This window comes from Spirosoma sp. 209 (assembly GCF_002006735.1).
GTDB lineage: Bacteria > Bacteroidota > Bacteroidia > Cytophagales > Spirosomataceae > Spirosoma > Spirosoma sordidisoli.
In genome coordinates this window covers 225,523-243,356 of the sequence record NZ_MVEC01000006.1, presented here as the reverse complement: position 1 = coordinate 243,356, position 17,834 = coordinate 225,523, and the positions used below count along the sequence as shown (strand labels likewise).

14 protein-coding genes and 1 pseudogene are annotated in these 17,834 nt (G+C 55.0%); 8 read left to right on the top strand and 7 right to left on the bottom strand.

Annotated features, from left to right (window positions below; all coding sequences use genetic code 11):
• Positions 1-74: 74 nt before the first annotated feature.
• The gene (locus B1C80_RS12045) at positions 75-2,261 is read left to right on the top strand and encodes a PQQ-dependent sugar dehydrogenase (protein ID WP_077921341.1); all 2,187 of its coding nucleotides are present in this window, start codon (positions 75-77) and stop codon (positions 2,259-2,261) included.
• A gap of 14 nt (positions 2,262-2,275) precedes the next feature.
• Here B1C80_RS12045 and B1C80_RS12040 read toward each other — a convergent pair whose 3' ends face one another.
• Positions 2,276-2,668, bottom strand: a complete 393-nt coding sequence (locus B1C80_RS12040) for an HIT family protein (RefSeq protein ID WP_077921340.1) — start codon at positions 2,666-2,668, stop codon at positions 2,276-2,278.
• A 91-nt stretch (positions 2,669-2,759) separates the two neighbouring features.
• A complete protein-coding gene (greA, locus tag B1C80_RS12035) occupies positions 2,760-3,233 on the bottom strand; it encodes a transcription elongation factor GreA (protein ID WP_077921339.1) in 474 nt (157 codons plus the stop codon).
• A gap of 314 nt (positions 3,234-3,547) precedes the next feature.
• On the opposite strand from greA, the gene fmt reads away from it, so the two are divergent.
• Positions 3,548-4,474, top strand: a complete 927-nt coding sequence (gene fmt, locus B1C80_RS12030) for a methionyl-tRNA formyltransferase (protein WP_236648740.1) — start codon at positions 3,548-3,550, stop codon at positions 4,472-4,474.
• Positions 4,475-4,580: 106 nt separating this feature from the next.
• Positions 4,581-5,090 carry a dihydrofolate reductase gene (locus tag B1C80_RS12025; protein ID WP_077921338.1) on the top strand — a complete coding sequence of 170 codons (510 nt, stop codon included), beginning with the start codon at positions 4,581-4,583 and terminating at the stop codon, positions 5,088-5,090.
• A gap of 77 nt (positions 5,091-5,167) precedes the next feature.
• Here the strand turns inward: B1C80_RS12025 and B1C80_RS12020 are convergent, their stop codons facing one another.
• From B1C80_RS12020 to rimP, 4 genes are all read right to left on the bottom strand, one after another.
• Positions 5,168-7,231 (bottom strand): BatA domain-containing protein, encoded by a 2,064-nt coding sequence (locus B1C80_RS12020; RefSeq protein WP_077921337.1) that lies wholly within the window; start codon positions 7,229-7,231, stop codon positions 5,168-5,170.
• A gap of 301 nt (positions 7,232-7,532) precedes the next feature.
• Positions 7,533-10,781 (bottom strand): translation initiation factor IF-2, encoded by a 3,249-nt coding sequence (infB, locus tag B1C80_RS12015; RefSeq protein ID WP_077921336.1) that lies wholly within the window; start codon positions 10,779-10,781, stop codon positions 7,533-7,535.
• A 166-nt stretch (positions 10,782-10,947) separates the two neighbouring features.
• Positions 10,948-12,192 carry a transcription termination factor NusA gene (gene nusA / locus B1C80_RS12010; protein ID WP_077921335.1) on the bottom strand — a complete coding sequence of 415 codons (1,245 nt, stop codon included), beginning with the start codon at positions 12,190-12,192 and terminating at the stop codon, positions 10,948-10,950.
• 116 nt (positions 12,193-12,308) lie between these two features.
• On the bottom strand, positions 12,309-12,818 hold the full coding sequence (rimP, locus tag B1C80_RS12005; RefSeq protein ID WP_077921334.1) for a ribosome maturation factor RimP: 510 nt from the start codon (positions 12,816-12,818) through the stop codon (positions 12,309-12,311).
• Between the two features lie 191 nt (positions 12,819-13,009).
• On the opposite strand from rimP, the gene B1C80_RS12000 reads away from it, so the two are divergent.
• The 3 genes from B1C80_RS12000 (at position 13,010) to B1C80_RS11990 (ending at position 15,842) form a co-directional block, all read left to right on the top strand.
• Complete coding sequence (locus tag B1C80_RS12000; RefSeq protein WP_077921333.1) at positions 13,010-14,131, top strand: endonuclease/exonuclease/phosphatase family protein; 1,122 nt, start codon at positions 13,010-13,012, stop codon at positions 14,129-14,131.
• Positions 14,132-14,419: 288 nt separating this feature from the next.
• Positions 14,420-14,749, top strand: coding sequence for a helix-turn-helix domain-containing protein (locus B1C80_RS11995; protein WP_077921332.1), 330 nt, complete (start codon positions 14,420-14,422; stop codon positions 14,747-14,749).
• Positions 14,750-14,759: 10 nt separating this feature from the next.
• Entirely contained in the window at positions 14,760-15,842 is a 1,083-nt protein-coding gene (locus B1C80_RS11990; protein ID WP_077921331.1) for an acyl-CoA desaturase, read from the top strand.
• A gap of 39 nt (positions 15,843-15,881) precedes the next feature.
• Here the strand turns inward: B1C80_RS11990 and B1C80_RS11985 are convergent.
• A pseudogene (locus B1C80_RS11985) lies at positions 15,882-16,106 on the bottom strand (endo-1,4-beta-xylanase); the annotation flags it as partial.
• Positions 16,107-16,343: 237 nt separating this feature from the next.
• Between B1C80_RS11985 and B1C80_RS11980 the strand changes: the two are divergent.
• Both B1C80_RS11980 and B1C80_RS11975 read left to right on the top strand, forming a co-directional pair.
• A complete protein-coding gene (locus tag B1C80_RS11980) occupies positions 16,344-17,324 on the top strand; it encodes a YafY family protein (protein WP_077921330.1) in 981 nt (326 codons plus the stop codon).
• A gap of 84 nt (positions 17,325-17,408) precedes the next feature.
• Positions 17,409-17,801 carry a RidA family protein gene (locus B1C80_RS11975; RefSeq protein WP_077921329.1) on the top strand — a complete coding sequence of 131 codons (393 nt, stop codon included), beginning with the start codon at positions 17,409-17,411 and terminating at the stop codon, positions 17,799-17,801.
• The last annotated feature ends 33 nt before the right edge of the window (positions 17,802-17,834 follow it).

The window sequence follows — 17,834 nt, the reverse complement described above, 5'->3', positions numbered from 1 at the left end:
ATAGTTCTATGAAACTATGCGGATGGGGAAGCAGCCACGAAATTTGCTCCTGTAAACGAGCCTACGAATACTAAATGGCACGAGGTATTGGCATAAAGGGTGGAGCCTGCTGGCTGTTCGTTCTGGCAATCGTTGCCAGTCAGAACCTGGCCGTTGCTCAACCCAGATCGCTGCATCCCTACGTAACTGTCGATACGTATATGTTCCTGTCGAGGGCGGGGGTTCGGCTGGTACAGGATCCGGTTTCGCGTACATTGTTCTATGCCGATACCGAGGGGAATGTGTTTCAGCTCAGACCGACCCCTACCGGAGGGCTGCCTGAGGAGGTGTCTGTGGCCGGTGTAGCGCAGCATGGCATCGATTATCTGCAGGGCCTGGCTTTTGCCGATAGTACGCTGATTCTGGTTGGAATTCGCCGGTTTCCGTACGAAGGGGTGGGCCGCGTGGCAAAGGGGCGTCTTAAGGCCGATGGTTCCCGGCAGTGGTCGACCTTACTCGAAACGGCGCCCTACGCTAATTCGAACACCGCCTTCGATCATGCGTTCAATGGTGTTTGTGTGTCGCCTGATCAGGATTCGGTCTACATTGCCAGTGGCTCCCGAACGGACCATGGCGAAGTACAGGATGCCGGTGGTCGTTTCCCCAACCTGCGTGAGACTGCGCTGACAGCCCGTATTTTTCGGTTGCCACTGGCGGCAGAAAATCTGTTTCTGCCCAACAATGATGAAGCCGTCCGGCAGTCGGGGCTCCTGTTCTGCGAAGGTGTTCGTAACACGTTTGACATGGCCTTCAATAGCGAAGGTCGTTTGTTCGGGGCCGAGAACGCCGGCAATCGGTCTGATCCTGAAGAGCTGAACTGGCTGCGGCCCGGTCGGCATTATGGTTTTCCCTGGCTTATTGGCGGCAACGAAACGCCACAGCAGTTTCCTGACTACAACCCGGATGCGGACCCGCTGCTTTCGGCCGGGTACCGAACCGAGGGCTTTCGTACAGACCCTGCCTATCCGCCCCGACCTGCCATCCCATTCGCGTCAGCTATTGTCAATACCGGACCCGACGCCTGGTTTGTGATTGATCCGGCAACCCGCCAGGCTGTACCATCCAGCGAAATCACCAGCTTTACGCCCCATGCGTCGCCCCTGGGTCTGGTATTTGATACGGATAGTAGTCTGGCCGATTTTACCGGTTCAGGATTTGTGCTGGGCTATACCAACGGGCGCGGGCTGGATCTGAGTTCGATTCGGCTTCAGTACAACCCGACTATGGATAATTACCGGATGCAGGTTAGCCGGGTAGCCGAAGGCTTCAACCTGCCGGTCGATGCCGCTTTGGCCGGAACAACACTCTACGTACTCGAACGGGGCAGACAGGCTATTAGCCGGGTACGTTTCCGTAGGCGTGATTATCCGCAGGCCGACCTGAGCCTGGCCATGACCGTTCAGCAACGGACCCCGGCCGTAGGGGAGGAGGTTCAGTTCACCGTTGCCGTAGAGAACCAGGGACCGGCCGACGCTCAATCGGTTGTGGTAGATAACCGCTTACCTGCCGGACTGGTATTTAGTCGGAGTGCTGATTTTCGGCAGATACCCGGGAGCATCCAGGCTACCGTTCAGTCGCTTGCGGCCCATTCCATTCGGTCGCTTTCCTACTGGGCGCGGGTGGCGCGGCCGGGCCAGTACCGAAATGCTGCGCAGATCCTGAAAGCCGCGGTAACCGACCCGGATAGTGAGCCAGACACCGGAACGGCCGATGGAGAGGATGACAACGCCACCGTCGACTTTCGGACCTATCCTGACAACGGGGCTCTCTATGCATCGGACAATCCGGTTGCGCAGCCGTTACCAGCCGTTTTACCAAATCAACCCTTGCCCGATCCTGCCCGGCCTGATTTAAGCGTACATATGGCGCTGGACAAACAAGTACTCGAACGGAATCAGGTGTTGCAGGTCAAAATGACTATTCGTAACGATGGCGGGGCAGGTGCTGAAGCCGTACAGGTGCGCTGCCAGTTGCCGGCAAATGTTCAGTTTATACCGACGCCGGGATGGATATTGACAGGCACAGAACTGATTTCTGACCCTGTAAGTCTGGCGCCGGGCCAAAGCCTGGGCCGAACCGTTCCGTTGCGGGCCGTCGCCCCCGGCCTTCTGGTGATAAAAGCCACACTGACAGGGCCGGCCGATGCTGACTCGACGCCCAATAACGGGTATGAGAATGGCGAAGATGACGAAGCCCACGTTGCGGGTCGGGTACTTCCCTGAACCAGTGGCTGTGTCTACAACGACAGATGCTGACGGATGAGGGCGGCCGTTTCGGACAGTTCTTCCTGGCTCGGCTTCATCTTGTTACTGAAGTTCATGTCGGCCATGGAATTCAGCGGAATCAGATGAACGTGCGCGTGAGGTACCTCCAGTCCAATTACCGCAACGCCAATGCGCTTGCAGAGAATGGCTTTCTCAATGGCGGGGGCTATGCGTTTGGCAAAGGCCATCAGGCCCATATATAACTCATCTTCCAGATCGAACAGATAGTCGACCTCTTTTTTGGGGATAACCAGCGTGTGGCCCGTTGTGGTCGGAAACGCATCCAGAAACGCCAGGTAATCGTCGGTTTCGGCAATCTTGTGGGCGGGAATCTCGCCAGCCACAATCCGCGAGAAGATAGTCATATCAATATGAATTTAGTGTCCGGTATACGGTTTCCAGGTGTGCGCCGTACAGCTAGTCGCCTGCCTGAAAACCGTATATCGAAAAACCAGATTATCGGGCTATTTCAACAACTTCAAATTCCATCACGCCGGCTGGTACTTTAATTTCGGCTATATCGCCGACGCGCTTGCCGAGCAGTCCTTTGCCGATGGGTGAACCTACCGAAATCCGGCCCGCTTTCAGGTCGGCCTCTTCTTCCGAAACCAGCGTATACAACATCTCGGCTCCGTTTTTCTTGTTCTTGATCTTTACTTTCGACAACACCGATACCTGCGATGCATCGATAGTCGACTCATCGAGAATGCGGGCGTTCGACAGCACTTCTTCAAGTTTCGATATTTTCAGCTCATGAAGACCCTGCGCATCTTTGGCTGCGTCATACTCCGCGTTTTCGCTGAGGTCGCCTTTGTCGCGGGCTTCGGCAATCTGACGGGCAATTTCGGCCCGGCCTTTGGTCTTCAGGTCATTCAGCTCAGCCTTGAGCCGGTTGAGCCCTTCTTCGGTGTAATATGAAATCTTTCCCATAATAGTACGATACGCGTTACTCGAGTTTCACAATGGTTTGGGGCCGCTACTAAAAACAAAAAGAACGGTACGCCGACCGTTCTGCATCCAAATTGGTTTTCTTTGCAGCCGCGTCAGTGTCGCCGTCGGGAGTCCGAAGCGAGCGGTTCGAATATGTGTTTATCTGTTCGTCGCATGGGTAGGGCCGCTGTCGGCCGATCACGTTCTGACGCGATGCCTGCCAGGAGCAGGACATCTGTTTCACAAAATTAAGAATACTTCCGGGCTATATCAACAGCATACCGGCCCGCCTGCTAAAAACTGACTGACCATTCATGACGCAACCGCTTCGTATTGTTTTCATGGGTACGCCCGACTTTGCCGTTACCAGTCTGCAGCGGCTGTTAGGCGCGGGTTGTACCGTAGTCGCTGTTGTAACCGCCCCCGACCGCCCCTCGGGCCGCGGGCTGCAACTGTCGCCGTCGCCCGTTAAAAAAGCGGCTGAAGCGGCCAGTTTACCTGTCCTTCAGCCCGAAAAACTGCGTGACCCCGCTTTCCTGGCTGCCCTGCAGGCTTATAACGCCGATTTGTTCGTTGTCGTTGCTTTTCGGATGCTGCCCGAGGTGGTCTGGTCGATGCCAACGATCGGTACGTTCAATCTGCACGGGTCGCTATTGCCGCAGTATCGGGGTGCGGCACCTATCAACTGGGCCATCATCAACGGCGACGCCGAAACGGGGGTGACTACGTTTTTCATCGAAAAAGAAATCGATACCGGCCAGATGATTTTTCAGGATCGGGAACCGATCTATCCAGACGATACGGCTGGTTCGCTGCACGACCGACTCATGGAACGGGGGGCGAGCCTGGTCGTACAGACGGTGCGGGCTATCGAAGCTGGTGACTACCCGCGCCATCCGCAACCCGCAGCCGACGATCTGAAACCGGCCCCTAAACTCAGTCGCGAAACCACCGAAATCAACTGGAATCAACCCGCCCGGGACATCCGTAATTTCGTAAGAGGCCTGTCGCCTTACCCAGCCGCCTGGACAACGATCAACGAGAAGTTCTTCAAAATCTATGCCGTCTCCATTGCCAACGAGTCGCCCTTCGCTGCCGAGCCGGGTCAGGCGTATACCGACCATAAAAAACAGATTCTGGTGCGGGCGGCCGATCAGTGGCTCTCTGTTGATTTGTTACAGGCCGAGGGCAAACGGCGCATGACCACCGAAGAGTTCTTACGCGGAAATCGCCTTTTATGAGTACCGGACCGATACGTACGTGCGCCTTTTGCATATATAGGAGCCCAGTGGCCGGATGCCATTGGGCCAGCGGTCAGCCAGCAACAAACGTTAGAAACCAGGGAGTATGAAGATTAGTCTTATTGCCGCCGTGGCACAAAATGGTGTCATCGGTCTCAACAACAGCCAGGGCCAGCCCGATATGCCCTGGCACCTGCCCGATGACTTCGCGTTTTTCAAGCGAAAAACGAGCCATCACCCCATCATCATGGGTCGAAAAACCCTCGAAGCCCTGGGGAAACCGCTACCCAACCGGACCAATATCATACTTACCCGCAATACCGACTTTCAGGCCGCCGGCACAACGGTGGTACACACACTCGACGATGCGCTGGCTATAGCGAAATCGTTGAACGACAACGAGATATTTGTTATTGGCGGGGCCGAAATATACACTATGGCGCTGCCGGTGGCTACTACGCTTTATCTGACCGAAATTCACAAGGAGTTCGACGGAGATGCCCACTTTCCGACGTTCGATCGGCGTGACTGGACCGAAGTGAGCCGGGTGCCGCATCAGGCCGACGATCGACACGAAGCGGCTTTTGATTTCGTCGAATACGAACGGAAAGGATGAAAGACGTTACCAGGTCTGCTTCAATGGCCATTCTACAGACGCCTGATCATTGAAGCAGGACCGGTACAGCAGACAGGCTACCCTTTCATAAACCGAACCAGACCAACCTCAATCAGCAGGAAGCCCAGAGCGGCCAGCAGAAAGTACTTCCAGAGGCTTTTGCCGAGGTTTTCCTGCTCCAGCACCTGCACAAAGTCGCCATCCTGTATGCTGTCGAATACCTCAACATTGGGCTGGCTGGCGAATACCCGACGCAGCTCATCGGCCGAGTAGAAGTCCATGGCCGACTCGGCGTTTCCGTGGTTGAAGGCCAGCAGCCGCTCGGTCTTGCCCGCGCTGTTCTGCAATTCATAATACCCGGCTTCAACCTCCTGGCCGGTTGCCAGCTCATTGCTCTTGGGCATCTCGAGCAGCAGCTGATTCCCCACAACGCGCTGAATCGGAATGATCTCCAGCTTGTCGCGCTTCAGTTTGTAGACGGCCCGCTCCGCTGGGTTGCTGATCGGTACCGCCAGCAAATTTTCGTCGAACGAATAGGCCGTTCGCTGGGAGCGGACGCTTAGAGCTGCCATCTTATACATGATCGGAACGAACAGCGCATGCTCGGCCAGGTTGCCGTAGTCAGCTGCCAGGGGCGTGCCCAGGACGTATACGCTGCCCTGCCCGGACCGGGTCTGGGTGAGCATCGGGCTTCCGTCGCGGAGGGTAAGCAAACGCTCGCCGGCACTCCAGCGCCAGACCGGAGCGGCCGAGGGCATGTTCAGCGGCTCGGACTGGTAGCTTTGCTGAAAGACGTCCTGGAAAAACGGATTGCGCCGGTCGGGGTCAGCAACGGGGCGCGACGCCTGCTCTGCCGGCAGGGTACTTACGCCATTTACACCCAGGCTGCTTAGGAACGGCCCATAGCTCGACGCATCGGGGGTGGCGGGCGGAATGATAGCCAGGCTGCCTCCCTGCCTGACAAATCGCTCCAGCTCGGACCGAAGCGTACCCGAGACCTGCGATACGCCTTCCAGCACAACCAGATCCGTTTCGCGCAGTTGCCCCACGTCGAAGTTCAGCGCACTGAAGCTGCGCCGTACAAACAGGCTATCGTCTGAATAAACCGCGTCTACGTAGTCTTTCGGGCTTTTTTGCTCGAACAGATGCAGTACCCGAACGGCGGGTGAAGCTTCTATGACGAAAAAATACTGGTTGTCGAATGTAATGGGGAAATCTTCGAATACGATCCGGCCGCGGTGGTAGCCTTTCGTCGTTACGTTAAAGTTGAGAGACACCGTAGCCGAGCCACCGGGGGGCAGCACGGCCGTAGCCGTTGAGGTCTGCGTATCGTCGAGGTACAGCCGAACCGGCAGGTTCTTCACGTTCTCACGGCCGCCGTTGGTCAGCTTCACATTCAGGCTGTTGTTCTGCATTTCGCGAATGAATGGCGTGCTGAGCCATACCGAATCAACGTATACGTTTCGGGTAGGCTGCGCGTCGAGCGGCACAATGAAGAGCCGGTCCGTAGTGTCCAGTTTCAGCCGGGTCAGATCGCCTACCGTACTTTTCTGGAAATCGGAAAACCAGAAGAGCTGGTTACGGCCGCCCGGGTTCAGGCTGCTGAGCAGGTTACGCTGCCGCCGGTATACGGTTTCGAGGGTTCGGGGCGTGTGGGCAAAGCGAACCGACGTAACCCGGTCGCGAATGGCTTCGGCAGAGCCTGCCTGCTGTTCGGCGGCCGAAAAGTCGTTGGTCAGCAGCTGCAGCGACGTTGCGTTGCGAAACAGAGTCAGGAGTTCATCCAGTCGGCCAATGGCTATATCCAGATACCGCTTTTCGTTCCGCTCGTTCTGCATGCTGTACGAGTTATCAACGTACAGGCTCGTGACGCCCTGTCGCGACAAGCCCAGCTGATTTTTGCTCGGGATGAATGGCTGCGCAAAGGCCAGCACCAGACAGGCCAGAAACAGGCAGCGAGCTGCCAGAATAAGCCAGTGCTTCAACCGCCGAAACGATTTGGTCTCGGTCTGGACTGTCCGTAGCAAAGCAACATTGGTGAAAAACACCCGGCGTGTCCGACGGAAGTTAAACAGGTGTATGGCAATGGGAACCGACACGGCCAGCAGGCCGAACAGGAACGAGGGATACAGGAAATTCATCTAGTAAATAACGACCTGGCGCGGGACTTTGGTTTGTAGGTGCTCTAAGATAGTCAGGGATTATGACTTGGTAAAACCCGAACCCGCCCGGTGCGACAGCTATCTATCGTACACAGATTGTACCAGTTTATCATCCGCGCAGGGGCTCACCTCAAAAAGCCGCTGATTCCTGTACTTTCTGCCACGTATAATGGGCTTGCTGGTCGGGCGGAAGCACAAAAAAGCCCCGATTGTGCTACAATCGGGGCTCAGGATTACTATATGGGATGCACGATTAACGCGTACCGCCCGACAGCGCCGGTTAGAGCGTCCGTTTTACTTCTTTCAGTTCGAAGCTTTCGATGATATCACCAACTTCAATGTCGTTGAAGTTTTTGATGCTCAAGCCGCATTCATAGCCGAATTTCACATCGTTGACGTCATCTTTGAAACGCTTGAGGGCGCTGATTTCGCCCGTGTGTACCACGATGAAGTCGCGGATAAGCCGGATCTTGTTGTTCCGTTTGATGTTGCCTTCGGTCACGTAACAACCGGCTACCGTACCGATCTTACTGATCTTGAACACCTCGCGTACTTCGATATTACCGACAATTACTTCTTCAACGGTTGGTGCCAGCAGGCCTTCCATGGCGTCTTTCACCTCGTTGATGGCGTCGTAAATAATCGAGTACAGACGAATTTCGATCTGCTCCTGTTCGGCCAGTTTCCGGGCCGGGGCCGATGGCCGCACCTGGAAACCAACGATGACCGCATCCGAGGCCGAAGCCAGCAGAATGTCCGATTCAGAAATCTGACCGACTGCTTTGTGGATGATGTTCACCTGGACCTCTTCCGTCGACAGTTGAAGCAGCGAATCCGACAGGGCTTCTACCGAACCATCTACGTCACCTTTCACAATCACGTTCAGCTCTTTGAAAGTACCGATCGCTTTACGACGGCCAATTTCTTCGAGGGTGATGTGCTTGCGGGTCCGGAGCGTTTGTTCGCGGAGCAGCTGTTCGCGTTTGTTCGCAATTTCACGGGCTTCGCGCTCCGTTTCCATCACGTTGAACTTATCGCCAGCCTGCGGAGCACCCGGCAGACCCAGAATCTGAACCGGTTGGGCAGGACCTGCTTCTTTGATCCGTTCGCCCCGGTCGTTCGTCATGGCCCGGATGCGCCCGTAATGGGCGCCTACCAGCATGATGTCTCCCTGGCGGAGCGTTCCGTTTTCGACCAGTACCGTTGAGATGTAGCCACGACCTTTGTCGAGCGAGGCTTCAATAACGGTACCGAGGGCCCGGCGGTCGGGGTTCGCTTTGAGTTCGAGCAATTCGGCTTCGAGCAGTACTTTCTCAAGCAGCTCATCGACGCCCATACCCGACTTAGACGAAATTTCCTGGGCCTGGTACTTACCACCCCATTCTTCGACGAGGAGGTTCATAGACGCCAGTTCAGAACGAATCTTCTCGGCGTCGGCACCTGGTTTATCTACTTTCGAGAACGCAAAGACAATCGGTACGCCAGCCACCTGCGCGTGGTTGATAGCCTCACGGGTTTGGGGCATCACGCTATCGTCGGCTGCGATTACGATAATAACAACGTCGGTTACTTTCGCACCGCGGGCCCGCATGGCCGTAAAGGCTTCGTGACCCGGGGTATCGAGGAACGTAATGGCCCGGTCGTCGTTGGTACGTACGCTGTAGGCACCAATGTGCTGCGTAATACCACCGGCTTCGCCAGCCGCTACCTTGGCCCGGCGGATGTAGTCGAGCAGCGATGTTTTACCATGGTCGACGTGTCCCATGATCGTAACGATCGGTGCCCGGGGCTGTAGATCATCCGGCTCGTCGCCTTCAACATCGATACCCGCTTCGGTTTCATCTTCGGCCGACACGAACTGTACGTCATAACCAAATTCATCGGCGATAACCGTGATGGCTTCCGCATCGAGTCGCTGGTTGATCGAGACGAACATACCGAGGTTCAGACAGACCGAGATCACCTCGTTGATCGAGACGTTCATCAGCGAAGCCAGGTCGTTGGCCGACACAAACTCGGTTACCTTCAGGATTTTTGCTTCGAGCTCTTCCTGTTCGTTCAGCAGGCGACGATCTTCTTCGCGCTGGTTCCGACGGTCGCGCCGACGATCTGCACCCCGGTTGGGCTGGTTGCCCTGCATACGGGCGTTGGTCTGCTGGATCGACTTCCGTACGTCGGCTTGTGAAGGGGCCTCACGACGGTTGTTACCACCCCGGTTGGCGTTGTTACCGCCCCGGTTAGAATTATTACCACCCCGGTTGGCGTTGTTACCGCCCCGGTTGGCGTTGTTGCCGGTGTTAGCCTGGTTGCCGCCAGCCGGTGCCGGGCTGTTAGTTGCCGTCCGATCGCCCTGGGCCGGTGTACGATTTCCATCGCGCGGCTGGTTCCGATCGCCTGGTGGCCGGTCGCCCTGCGCCCGGTTTGCCGGACCGCGGTCGCCCTGCGGACGATTGGTATTTCCTTGACCCTGCGGTTGGCCGTTGCCGCCCTGAGCCTGCTGGTTTGTTCCACCAACGGCGCCTTCGCGACCACCCCGAATCCGCTTGCGTTTCTTTTTATCGGCGTTGCTGCCGCCACCACCCTGACGGGGGTTATTGACCGGCAGTTCGATTTTACCCAGAATTTTCAGGCCACCCAACTGGTGACTACCGGCTGCCCGGATCGTCTCGGTCGGTGCCGGCTCACTCTCAGCCGGGGCTGGAGCGGGCGGTGGCGTGGCTGGTTTGGCTGGTGCCTGAGCAACGGCCGGCCGTTCTTCAGCGCGGGGCTGTGCGGGCGCTGGAGCTGCTGCAGGAGCAGGCTTGGGTGCTTCCACTTTGGGTGGTTCTGGTTGCGCTACTGGCGCAGCCGGAACGGGTGCCGCCTGTACTGGTTTGGGCGCTTCGGGTTTAGGCTCTACAGGAGCAGGTGCCGGAGCGGGTTCTTCTTTAGCCACTACCGGAGCGGGAGCCGGTTTCGGTGCTTCGACCGGAGCCTTCACCGGTTCTGGCTGAACCGGCTTCTCAACCGGCGCTTCCACTTTGGGTGGTGTTACCGGAGCAGGAGCGGGAGCCGGTTTCGGTGCTTCGACAGGCTTCTCTTCCACCGGAGCTTTGGCTTCGGGGGCAGGTGTGGCAGCCGGTCTGGCATTTAGATCAATCTTGCCAACGACTTTCAGGCCCGGCAAACCCGTCTGAGCGGTCTGGGGGGCTGGTTTGGGCTCGGCCGGGGCGGGTTTAGGCGCTTCGGGCTTGGCTTCGGCAAGGGGGCGACCTGCGTCATCACGACGGTAGGCCGGTAGGAAATCTTCCTCCCGACGACGCGGTGGCTCGGCGACCGCAACCGACGGTTCGGTCCGGCGAGCTCCGTTCAGGAGTTCCGTTGATTTATACTCCTTCGCTAACACCTCCAACTGTTCCATGTTGATTTTGGTGTTAGGATTAATTTCGACCTTAAACCCTTTGGCAGACAGACTATTCGCAACAGAGGAAAGCCCTTTGTTGAGAATTTTTGCCACTTGGCTCAGGCGCATTGACTTTTCTTCTGCCATACGTTCGGTCTATATTCGGCAAATTTAATGGTTGTTGATATGGTATGAACAACAGTTACAGCAATTAAAATCCCTTCTTTCAATAATGCCGCGTGAAAAGTGAAGAATGAACACCTGGTCAGGTCGTTAATTGTCCATTCTTCCTCCGTTACGATACCGGCCGGTCTTACTCAAACTCCTGCTTGAGGATATTGAGGATTTCTTCAACGGTATCTTCTTCCAGATCGGTCCGCCGAACGAGCTCTTCGCGGCTGAGGGCCAGCACGCTCTTGGCGGTATCGAGACCCACCTTACGCAGCTCATCGATCATCCACTCGTCGATTTCGTCGGAGAATTCCATCAGGTCAACGTCTTCGTCATCCTCCTGGCCTTCGTTGTCGCGGAACACGTCGATCTCCATGTCGACCAGTCGGCCGGCCAGCTTGATGTTCTGCCCGCCTTTACCGATTGCCAGGGATACCTGATCGGGTTTGAGGAATACCGACACCCGTTTGGTTTCGCGATCGATCTGCATCGAGCTGATTTTGGCCGGGCTTAGGGCGCGGCTGATGAGCAACTCGAGGTTTTCGGTATAGTTGATAACGTCAATGTTTTCGTTACCCAGCTCACGAACGATGCCGTGAATCCGGGAGCCTTTCATACCTACGCAGGCACCCACCGGATCGATGCGATCGTCGTACGATTCAACGGCTACTTTGGCCCGCTCGCCCGGTTCGCGAACGATTTTGCGGATGGAGATCAGGCCATCGTAAATTTCGGGAACCTCGATTTCGAACAGGCGCTCCAGGAAGACCGGCGACGTGCGCGACAGCATGATTTTGGGCGTGCCGTTCAGCATCTCAACGCTCTTGATCACAGCTTTAACGGCTTCGCCTTTCCGGTACCGATCTTTGGGAATCTGTTCGGTACGGGGCAGGCTCAGTTCGTTATTCTCCGAGTCGACCAGGATAATTTCGTGTTTCAGCAGCTGATACACTTCAGCGCTGACCAGATCGCCCACCTGATCTTTGTATTTCTGATACAGGAGTTCTTTCTCCATATCCTTGATACGCTGAATCAGGGTCTGACGGGCTGTCTGAACAACCCGACGGCCGAAGTCTTCCAGTTTTACCTCTTCGGCAACCTGTTCGCCTACTTCGAAGTCGTCCTGGATTTTGCGGGCTTCGGCGAGGGGGATTTTGTCGTAATCCCAGATGTCTTCAGAGTCATCGTCGACAATCTCGCGGGTGCGCCACATCTCCAGATCGCCACTTTCGGCGTTGATGATAACGTCGAAGTTTTCGTCGGTGCCGTATTTCTTACGAATCATTGTCCGGAAGACTTCTTCCAGAATAGCGATCATGGTGGGCCGGTCAATGTTCTTCGACCGGGCGAAATCGGCAAACGATTCGATTAATAATCCACTGGTCATTTTCTTCGTGTGCAGTTTTTCTGTTTCAGTTTCTGTATGGGTGGTCTACCCGGGCAGGCAGTCAGCGAGTAAAGTCAGAACGGACTTGTCGTTCCCTGAAGGCAGCAGTCTGTAACTTAATTGAACGATATTTCTACGGTTGCTTTTTTAATCTGGTCGTAGGGGAGGGAGGTTGGGCCACTCAACACAACGATACCAGCTTCAGCGTCTTTCTTCTGTTTGGTTTTTGACCGTTTCTCGGGTACGATATTCAGCACAATCTGCTGCTCATCGGCGGCCTCGAGTTTACCGCGGTGCAGGCTGCCATCGGTTAGCACCACCGCTAGTTGCCGACCGATGTTACGAACATACTGACGCGGAAACGCCAGCGGGAAATCGACCCCTGGCGACGAAACTTCGAGCGTAAAGGGCGAATCGCCGAAGAAGTTGGCTTCGTCCATCTCGCCACCCAGCCGACGACTGATGTCAGCACACTGATCTATGGTAATCCCCTCGTCGCTATCGAGTAAAATGGTTACCTTAATCCGGCCCCCCTGGCGGCCAACTACCTGAAGGTCAACAGGGTAAAACTGGCCGTTATTCAGGTAAGGCTGCAGTAATTCGGTTAGTCGTGTTTTGTCGTCCATACTGTAGGGCTAACAAAAAAGGGAGTGCGACTCCCTTTTTTCATTAACACTAAATATCATTTCTGGTGCAAAGATAGTATTTTTTTGTGGGCTTCGCAAGTGCTGACCAGGCTAGGTTTGTGGGCGTTTCGGCCATTATACCGTACTTTTGGGCTTTTGAGGAGCATCGTCCAGCTCAATGATCAGACACCATGACGGTTCGAACACAGGTTAGCCGATTTATTGCCTTTTTTTTTCGCTCGCTGTTGTGGTCGCTCAACTTACTGCTGGTTCTCTACACCGCCCTTGCGTACTGGCTGCTGCAGTCCATGCCAACTGAACACTGGTTATCGGGCATGATCATGATCTCAATACCGTTTGCGTGGGGGCTGAATCTGCTGTTCGTTTTTTTCTGGCTGACAAGTCGTCCCTGGCGGAGCTGGTTGTCGGGGCTGGTACTTGTCATTGGCATGATCCTGTTCGGGCCGCGCACCTTTGTCTGGAACAGCCCCGTTGAGCCTACGGGCAATGCTGTTCCGTTTCGGGTTTTCAGTTATAACGTGCAGGGATTTGGGTATACCGATGATCAGGTAAACTACCCGGAAAGTTCGCCGAAGGTACGCCGGGTGGCTAATTACGTGCTCCGCTACGAGGCCCCCATCAAGTGTTTGCAGGAGTTTTACAATTCCGTGGCCCTGAAGGATTACGATCTGATTACCCGGTTTCGGCAGAGCGGCTATGTATACTCCGTATTGCTGCATCCTGAACTGGCCACCGCGCGGAATGGGCCGATCGGTGCGGCTATTTTCTCGACCTATCCTATTGTATCCTCGGGGCGCGAACCGTTCAGCGGCTTCAACGGCATCGTATGGGCCAATATCAAGATCGGTACGGATACCATATGCGTCATCAACGTACATCTTAAGTCGATGGGAATCCGGGTAGGCAAGGTATTGCGGCAGGACGAACTGACTGGCGTGAAGCACGAAACGCGGGGGGTGCTGAGCGCGCTGCGGTCCGGATTTATCAGCCGGCGGGAGCAGGTTCGGCGGGTGGAAGAATACATCAGGAGCAGTCGCTATCCGGTTGTGGTGACCGGCGATCATAATGACACGCCCTACAGCGTTGTCTACGAGCGCATGCGGCAGGCATTACCCAACAGTTTCGAAACCAGCGGGCGTGGTTTTGGTTTTACCTACAACCGGCTACCGGGCTTTATTCGAATCGATCACCAATTTTATGATCCTGAGCTGCACATCCTTAACTTTGAGACGCTCAACTACGTTAGCTATTCGGATCATTACCCCATTGTGGGTACATACCAGCTAAAGTGATACGGGGTACCCTACAATTTTAATATAGTAAGTTAGGAACTTACTGCGTCGTAAGTCAGTTTCGTACAGTATAGTGATTGTGGTGCTACAATCTCTTTTCTTTTCCCTCCCCTCATTCGGTCTTTGGGTGTTTCAGTAGCAGCGTGATCGACTTTCTCCCATACGCTGTCGGTATATTGACGTTAGTAGTCAGGTACGTGCCCCAACCGATGCGTTCCCGTTTGTTCTGATAGTCTGTTTCGTAAGCGTGTGTATGCAGGCTGTATAGTCTGCCAACCTAAACCAGTTATGTCAAGCGACCGCTCTGAGCTGCCGCCGGAGCCGGACCTGCTCCTGATTACCAATGCGTTGTCAGTTATATGTGGCAAATGGCGCCTGTATATCATTTTGCTGCTCAACGAGCAAACGCTTCGCTACAGTCAACTAAGTGATTTGTTGCCCGAGGTAAGCGAGAAAGTACTGGCCAGTGAGTTGAAAGCTCTGGTATCGCTGGGTATTATGAAACGCGAAGCATATGCCGAGATTCCGCCACGAGTAGAGTATTCGCTAACCCCACAAGGACGGATGGCGCTGCCCATATTGAGGCAGATTCAGCTAATCGGTCAACTCATCCAATAAGCATCCAACTATGTCTGCCCAATTGAAATTCGTTAATAAAAACAAGTCAGCTTTTTTCCCCACGGTCCGAAAACGGGTCGACGCTTACTTCGCCGAACAGGCTTTGTCGCCCCACGCCAACGGAGCCATGTGGGCTAAAGCCAGCTTCTTCCTGATTGGGTATATGAGCCTATATGGCCTTATCCTGTCGAATCAGTTTGGCCTGTGGGCCATGCTGGGGCTGGCTATGCTATTGGGGATGTTTGCTGCCTTTATTGGGTTCAACGTATCGCATGATGCGCTGCACGGGGCTTTTTCGTCACGCCGGTGGGTAAACAGGATGCTGGGTAACAGCTTTTATCTGCTGGGGGCCAATCCCTACGTCTGGACCATAACCCACAATGTGGTTCACCATACCTACACTAATATTCCGGGTCATGACGAAGATATTGAGGTAGCTCCGGGACTCGTTCGGCTCGATGCTCAGGAAGCGTTGCATCCGTGGCATCGGTATCAGCATTGGTATACGTTCCCGCTTTATGCACTGGCGTCGCTGTCGTGGGTATTCCGGAAAGATTACGTCAAGTTCTTCAAGAAGCAGATTGGTCAACATGACAACTCGACGCATCCGCGCCGGGAGTATGTCCGGCTGTTCTTTTCAAAGGCCTGTTATTATTTCTTCTTCCTGGTGCTGCCCATGCTGGTGCTTGACATCACCTGGTGGCAGCTGCTGATCGGTTTTGTGGTCATGCACCTGGTCGAAGGGCTGGTACTGGGGCTTGTTTTTCAGCTGGCTCATGCGGTAGAAGGTACTACCTTTCCGCAGCCCGACGAGAGCGGTACGGTACAAAATGCCTGGGCTATACACCAGTTGGAGACGACGGCCAATTTTGCGCCCCGCAGCCGGACCGCGGCTTTCTTCTGTGGTGGCCTGAACCGGCAGATCGAGCATCATTTGTTTCCGAAGGTGTGCCATATTCACTACCCGGCTATTACGGCCATTGTAAAAAATACGGCGCAGGAGTTCGGATTGCCCTACCTGGAGAACCACAGCTTTGGTTCGGCGCTGGTATCCCATTTCCGGCTGCTTCAGAAACTGGGCCGGCCGGTATAAGCCATAACCAGCCGGCACCCATCTGACCGGGTGCTGGCTCTATTTCTTTAACGCAATTACCTTCTCGAAAGCGGGTTTAGGCTGGTTGTTGCGGTCGAACAAGAGCGGGTAGTTGGTCCGGCCACGGATGGGCCAGCCGTTCAGCCAGCTATCGCCGTCGTTGACGCCCCAGAACGTGACGCGGGGGACTTTGTCTTTGTGCTTCAGAAAGAGCTTGAACAGGGTTTCGTAATCGGTAGCCAGTTGGTTCTGAACACTGGCGGGTGATGTGGCTATCAGTAGTCACAATCGTTTTTGCCATCGTTAGTCGGTAAAGCATGCTGACCAGAATTATCCGACTCCCACTCAACAAAAATCTTATTTTTACACCTCTTAGGTGGCTGCCCGAAAAAATCTCCGGCATACTATGGCAAGTCTATCCCTAAAAATGGACGGATAGATTTGGTCAATCCATTCTGGCTTCCTTGGTTTGTTTGCTCAACGGTAGTGTGCCAATCAACCATGGATCACGAAACAAACCGCCTTACCCGACTGGTCACCCTGTTGACCCTCTTGCAAACCAAACGGCTTTTGTCAGCGACTGAATTAGCCCAGCGCTTTTCGGTCAGCACCCGTACTATCTACCGCGACATCCGAACCCTCGAACAGGCTGGTGTTCCGATCGTGACGCAGGACGGGAAAGGCTACACGCTCGTAGATGGCTATCGGTTACCCCCTATCATGTTTACCCGTGAGGAAGCTATGGCCCTGCTCACAGCCGAAAAGCTGGCGATTGGGTTAACCGATACGTCTACGGCGCAACTCACGGGCTCGGCGATGGACAAGGTGCGGGCTGCCCTACGACGCACTGACCGCGATCACCTGGAAACGTTCGCTCCCCACATTCAGGTGGTTGGACCGGGCGAATTGCACAGCCGCCCAAATGCTTATCAGCAATTGGTTACCGCCATTACCCAGCAACGAGTCGTCAAGCTCAGCTACAGGGCAGCCGTTTCTGCCGAGGTCACCACACGGGATGTGGAGCCCATCGGTTTGTACCTAAGCCAGCAATGGCACCTAGTGGGTTTTTGCCGACTACGGCAAGCGTTTCGTAATTTTCGATTAGACCGCATCCAGGACTTGTCCATCCGAGCCGAAGCTTTTGTGGCTCGGTCTGAGACCCTGGCCTACTACTGGGCACAGGAGGCTACCCGGCGAGGAAGGGAGAAGGTCGTTATTCGCCTGCAGCCGACTGCGGTGCCAGCCGAATCGGTTCAGCGGCTGTACGATACAAAACACCAATTTGGCTGGGCGTACGAGCAGCTACTGCCGGATGGCCAAATAGAGATGACTTTTTTTATCGGATCAATGCCCTACATAGCGGCCTGGTTGTTACCCTACGCAGGAGCCGTTACGGTGCTCGAACCAGCCGAGTTACTCCAGGAGTTGAGCGAACTGGCCAGGCGGTCGTATCAGTTTTTTGCGCCTGCCACTGGGGTATGACATAAGGCTGTCGCTAGAGGCCATGACCTTTGTCTTGTTCAATGAGCGATCGCTTTATTGAAGTAACCGCAAACAAACAGGATAATGGAAAAACGAACAATCGATCCCTGGAAGTGGGGTGAGTACACCAATTCGGCGCAAGCTGTGGAGGTTAAGCAGGTCGAAGGGACGCTTTACTGCTCGGGACAGGTAGCCATCGATGCCAACGGGCAGCTCAGCTCGGGCGATATGAGAACTCAGTTTCTTCAGACGATTCAGAATGTGGAACAACTCATCAGCGAGGCCGGCTACGAATGCAAACATATTGTCCGCATGAATGTATTTACGACCTCAACGGCCGAGTTTTTCACCACCTGTGTGGATCTCTATCAGGGATTTACGGCCAGGCATGGCCTCAAGCAGGCGACTACGCTGATTGAAGTGAAAGGGCTTTACCAGACAGCATCCATTGAACTCGAAGCGACCGTCGTGAAGTAATTCGCTCGCTAGCAGGACAAAGGGCCGGACTAG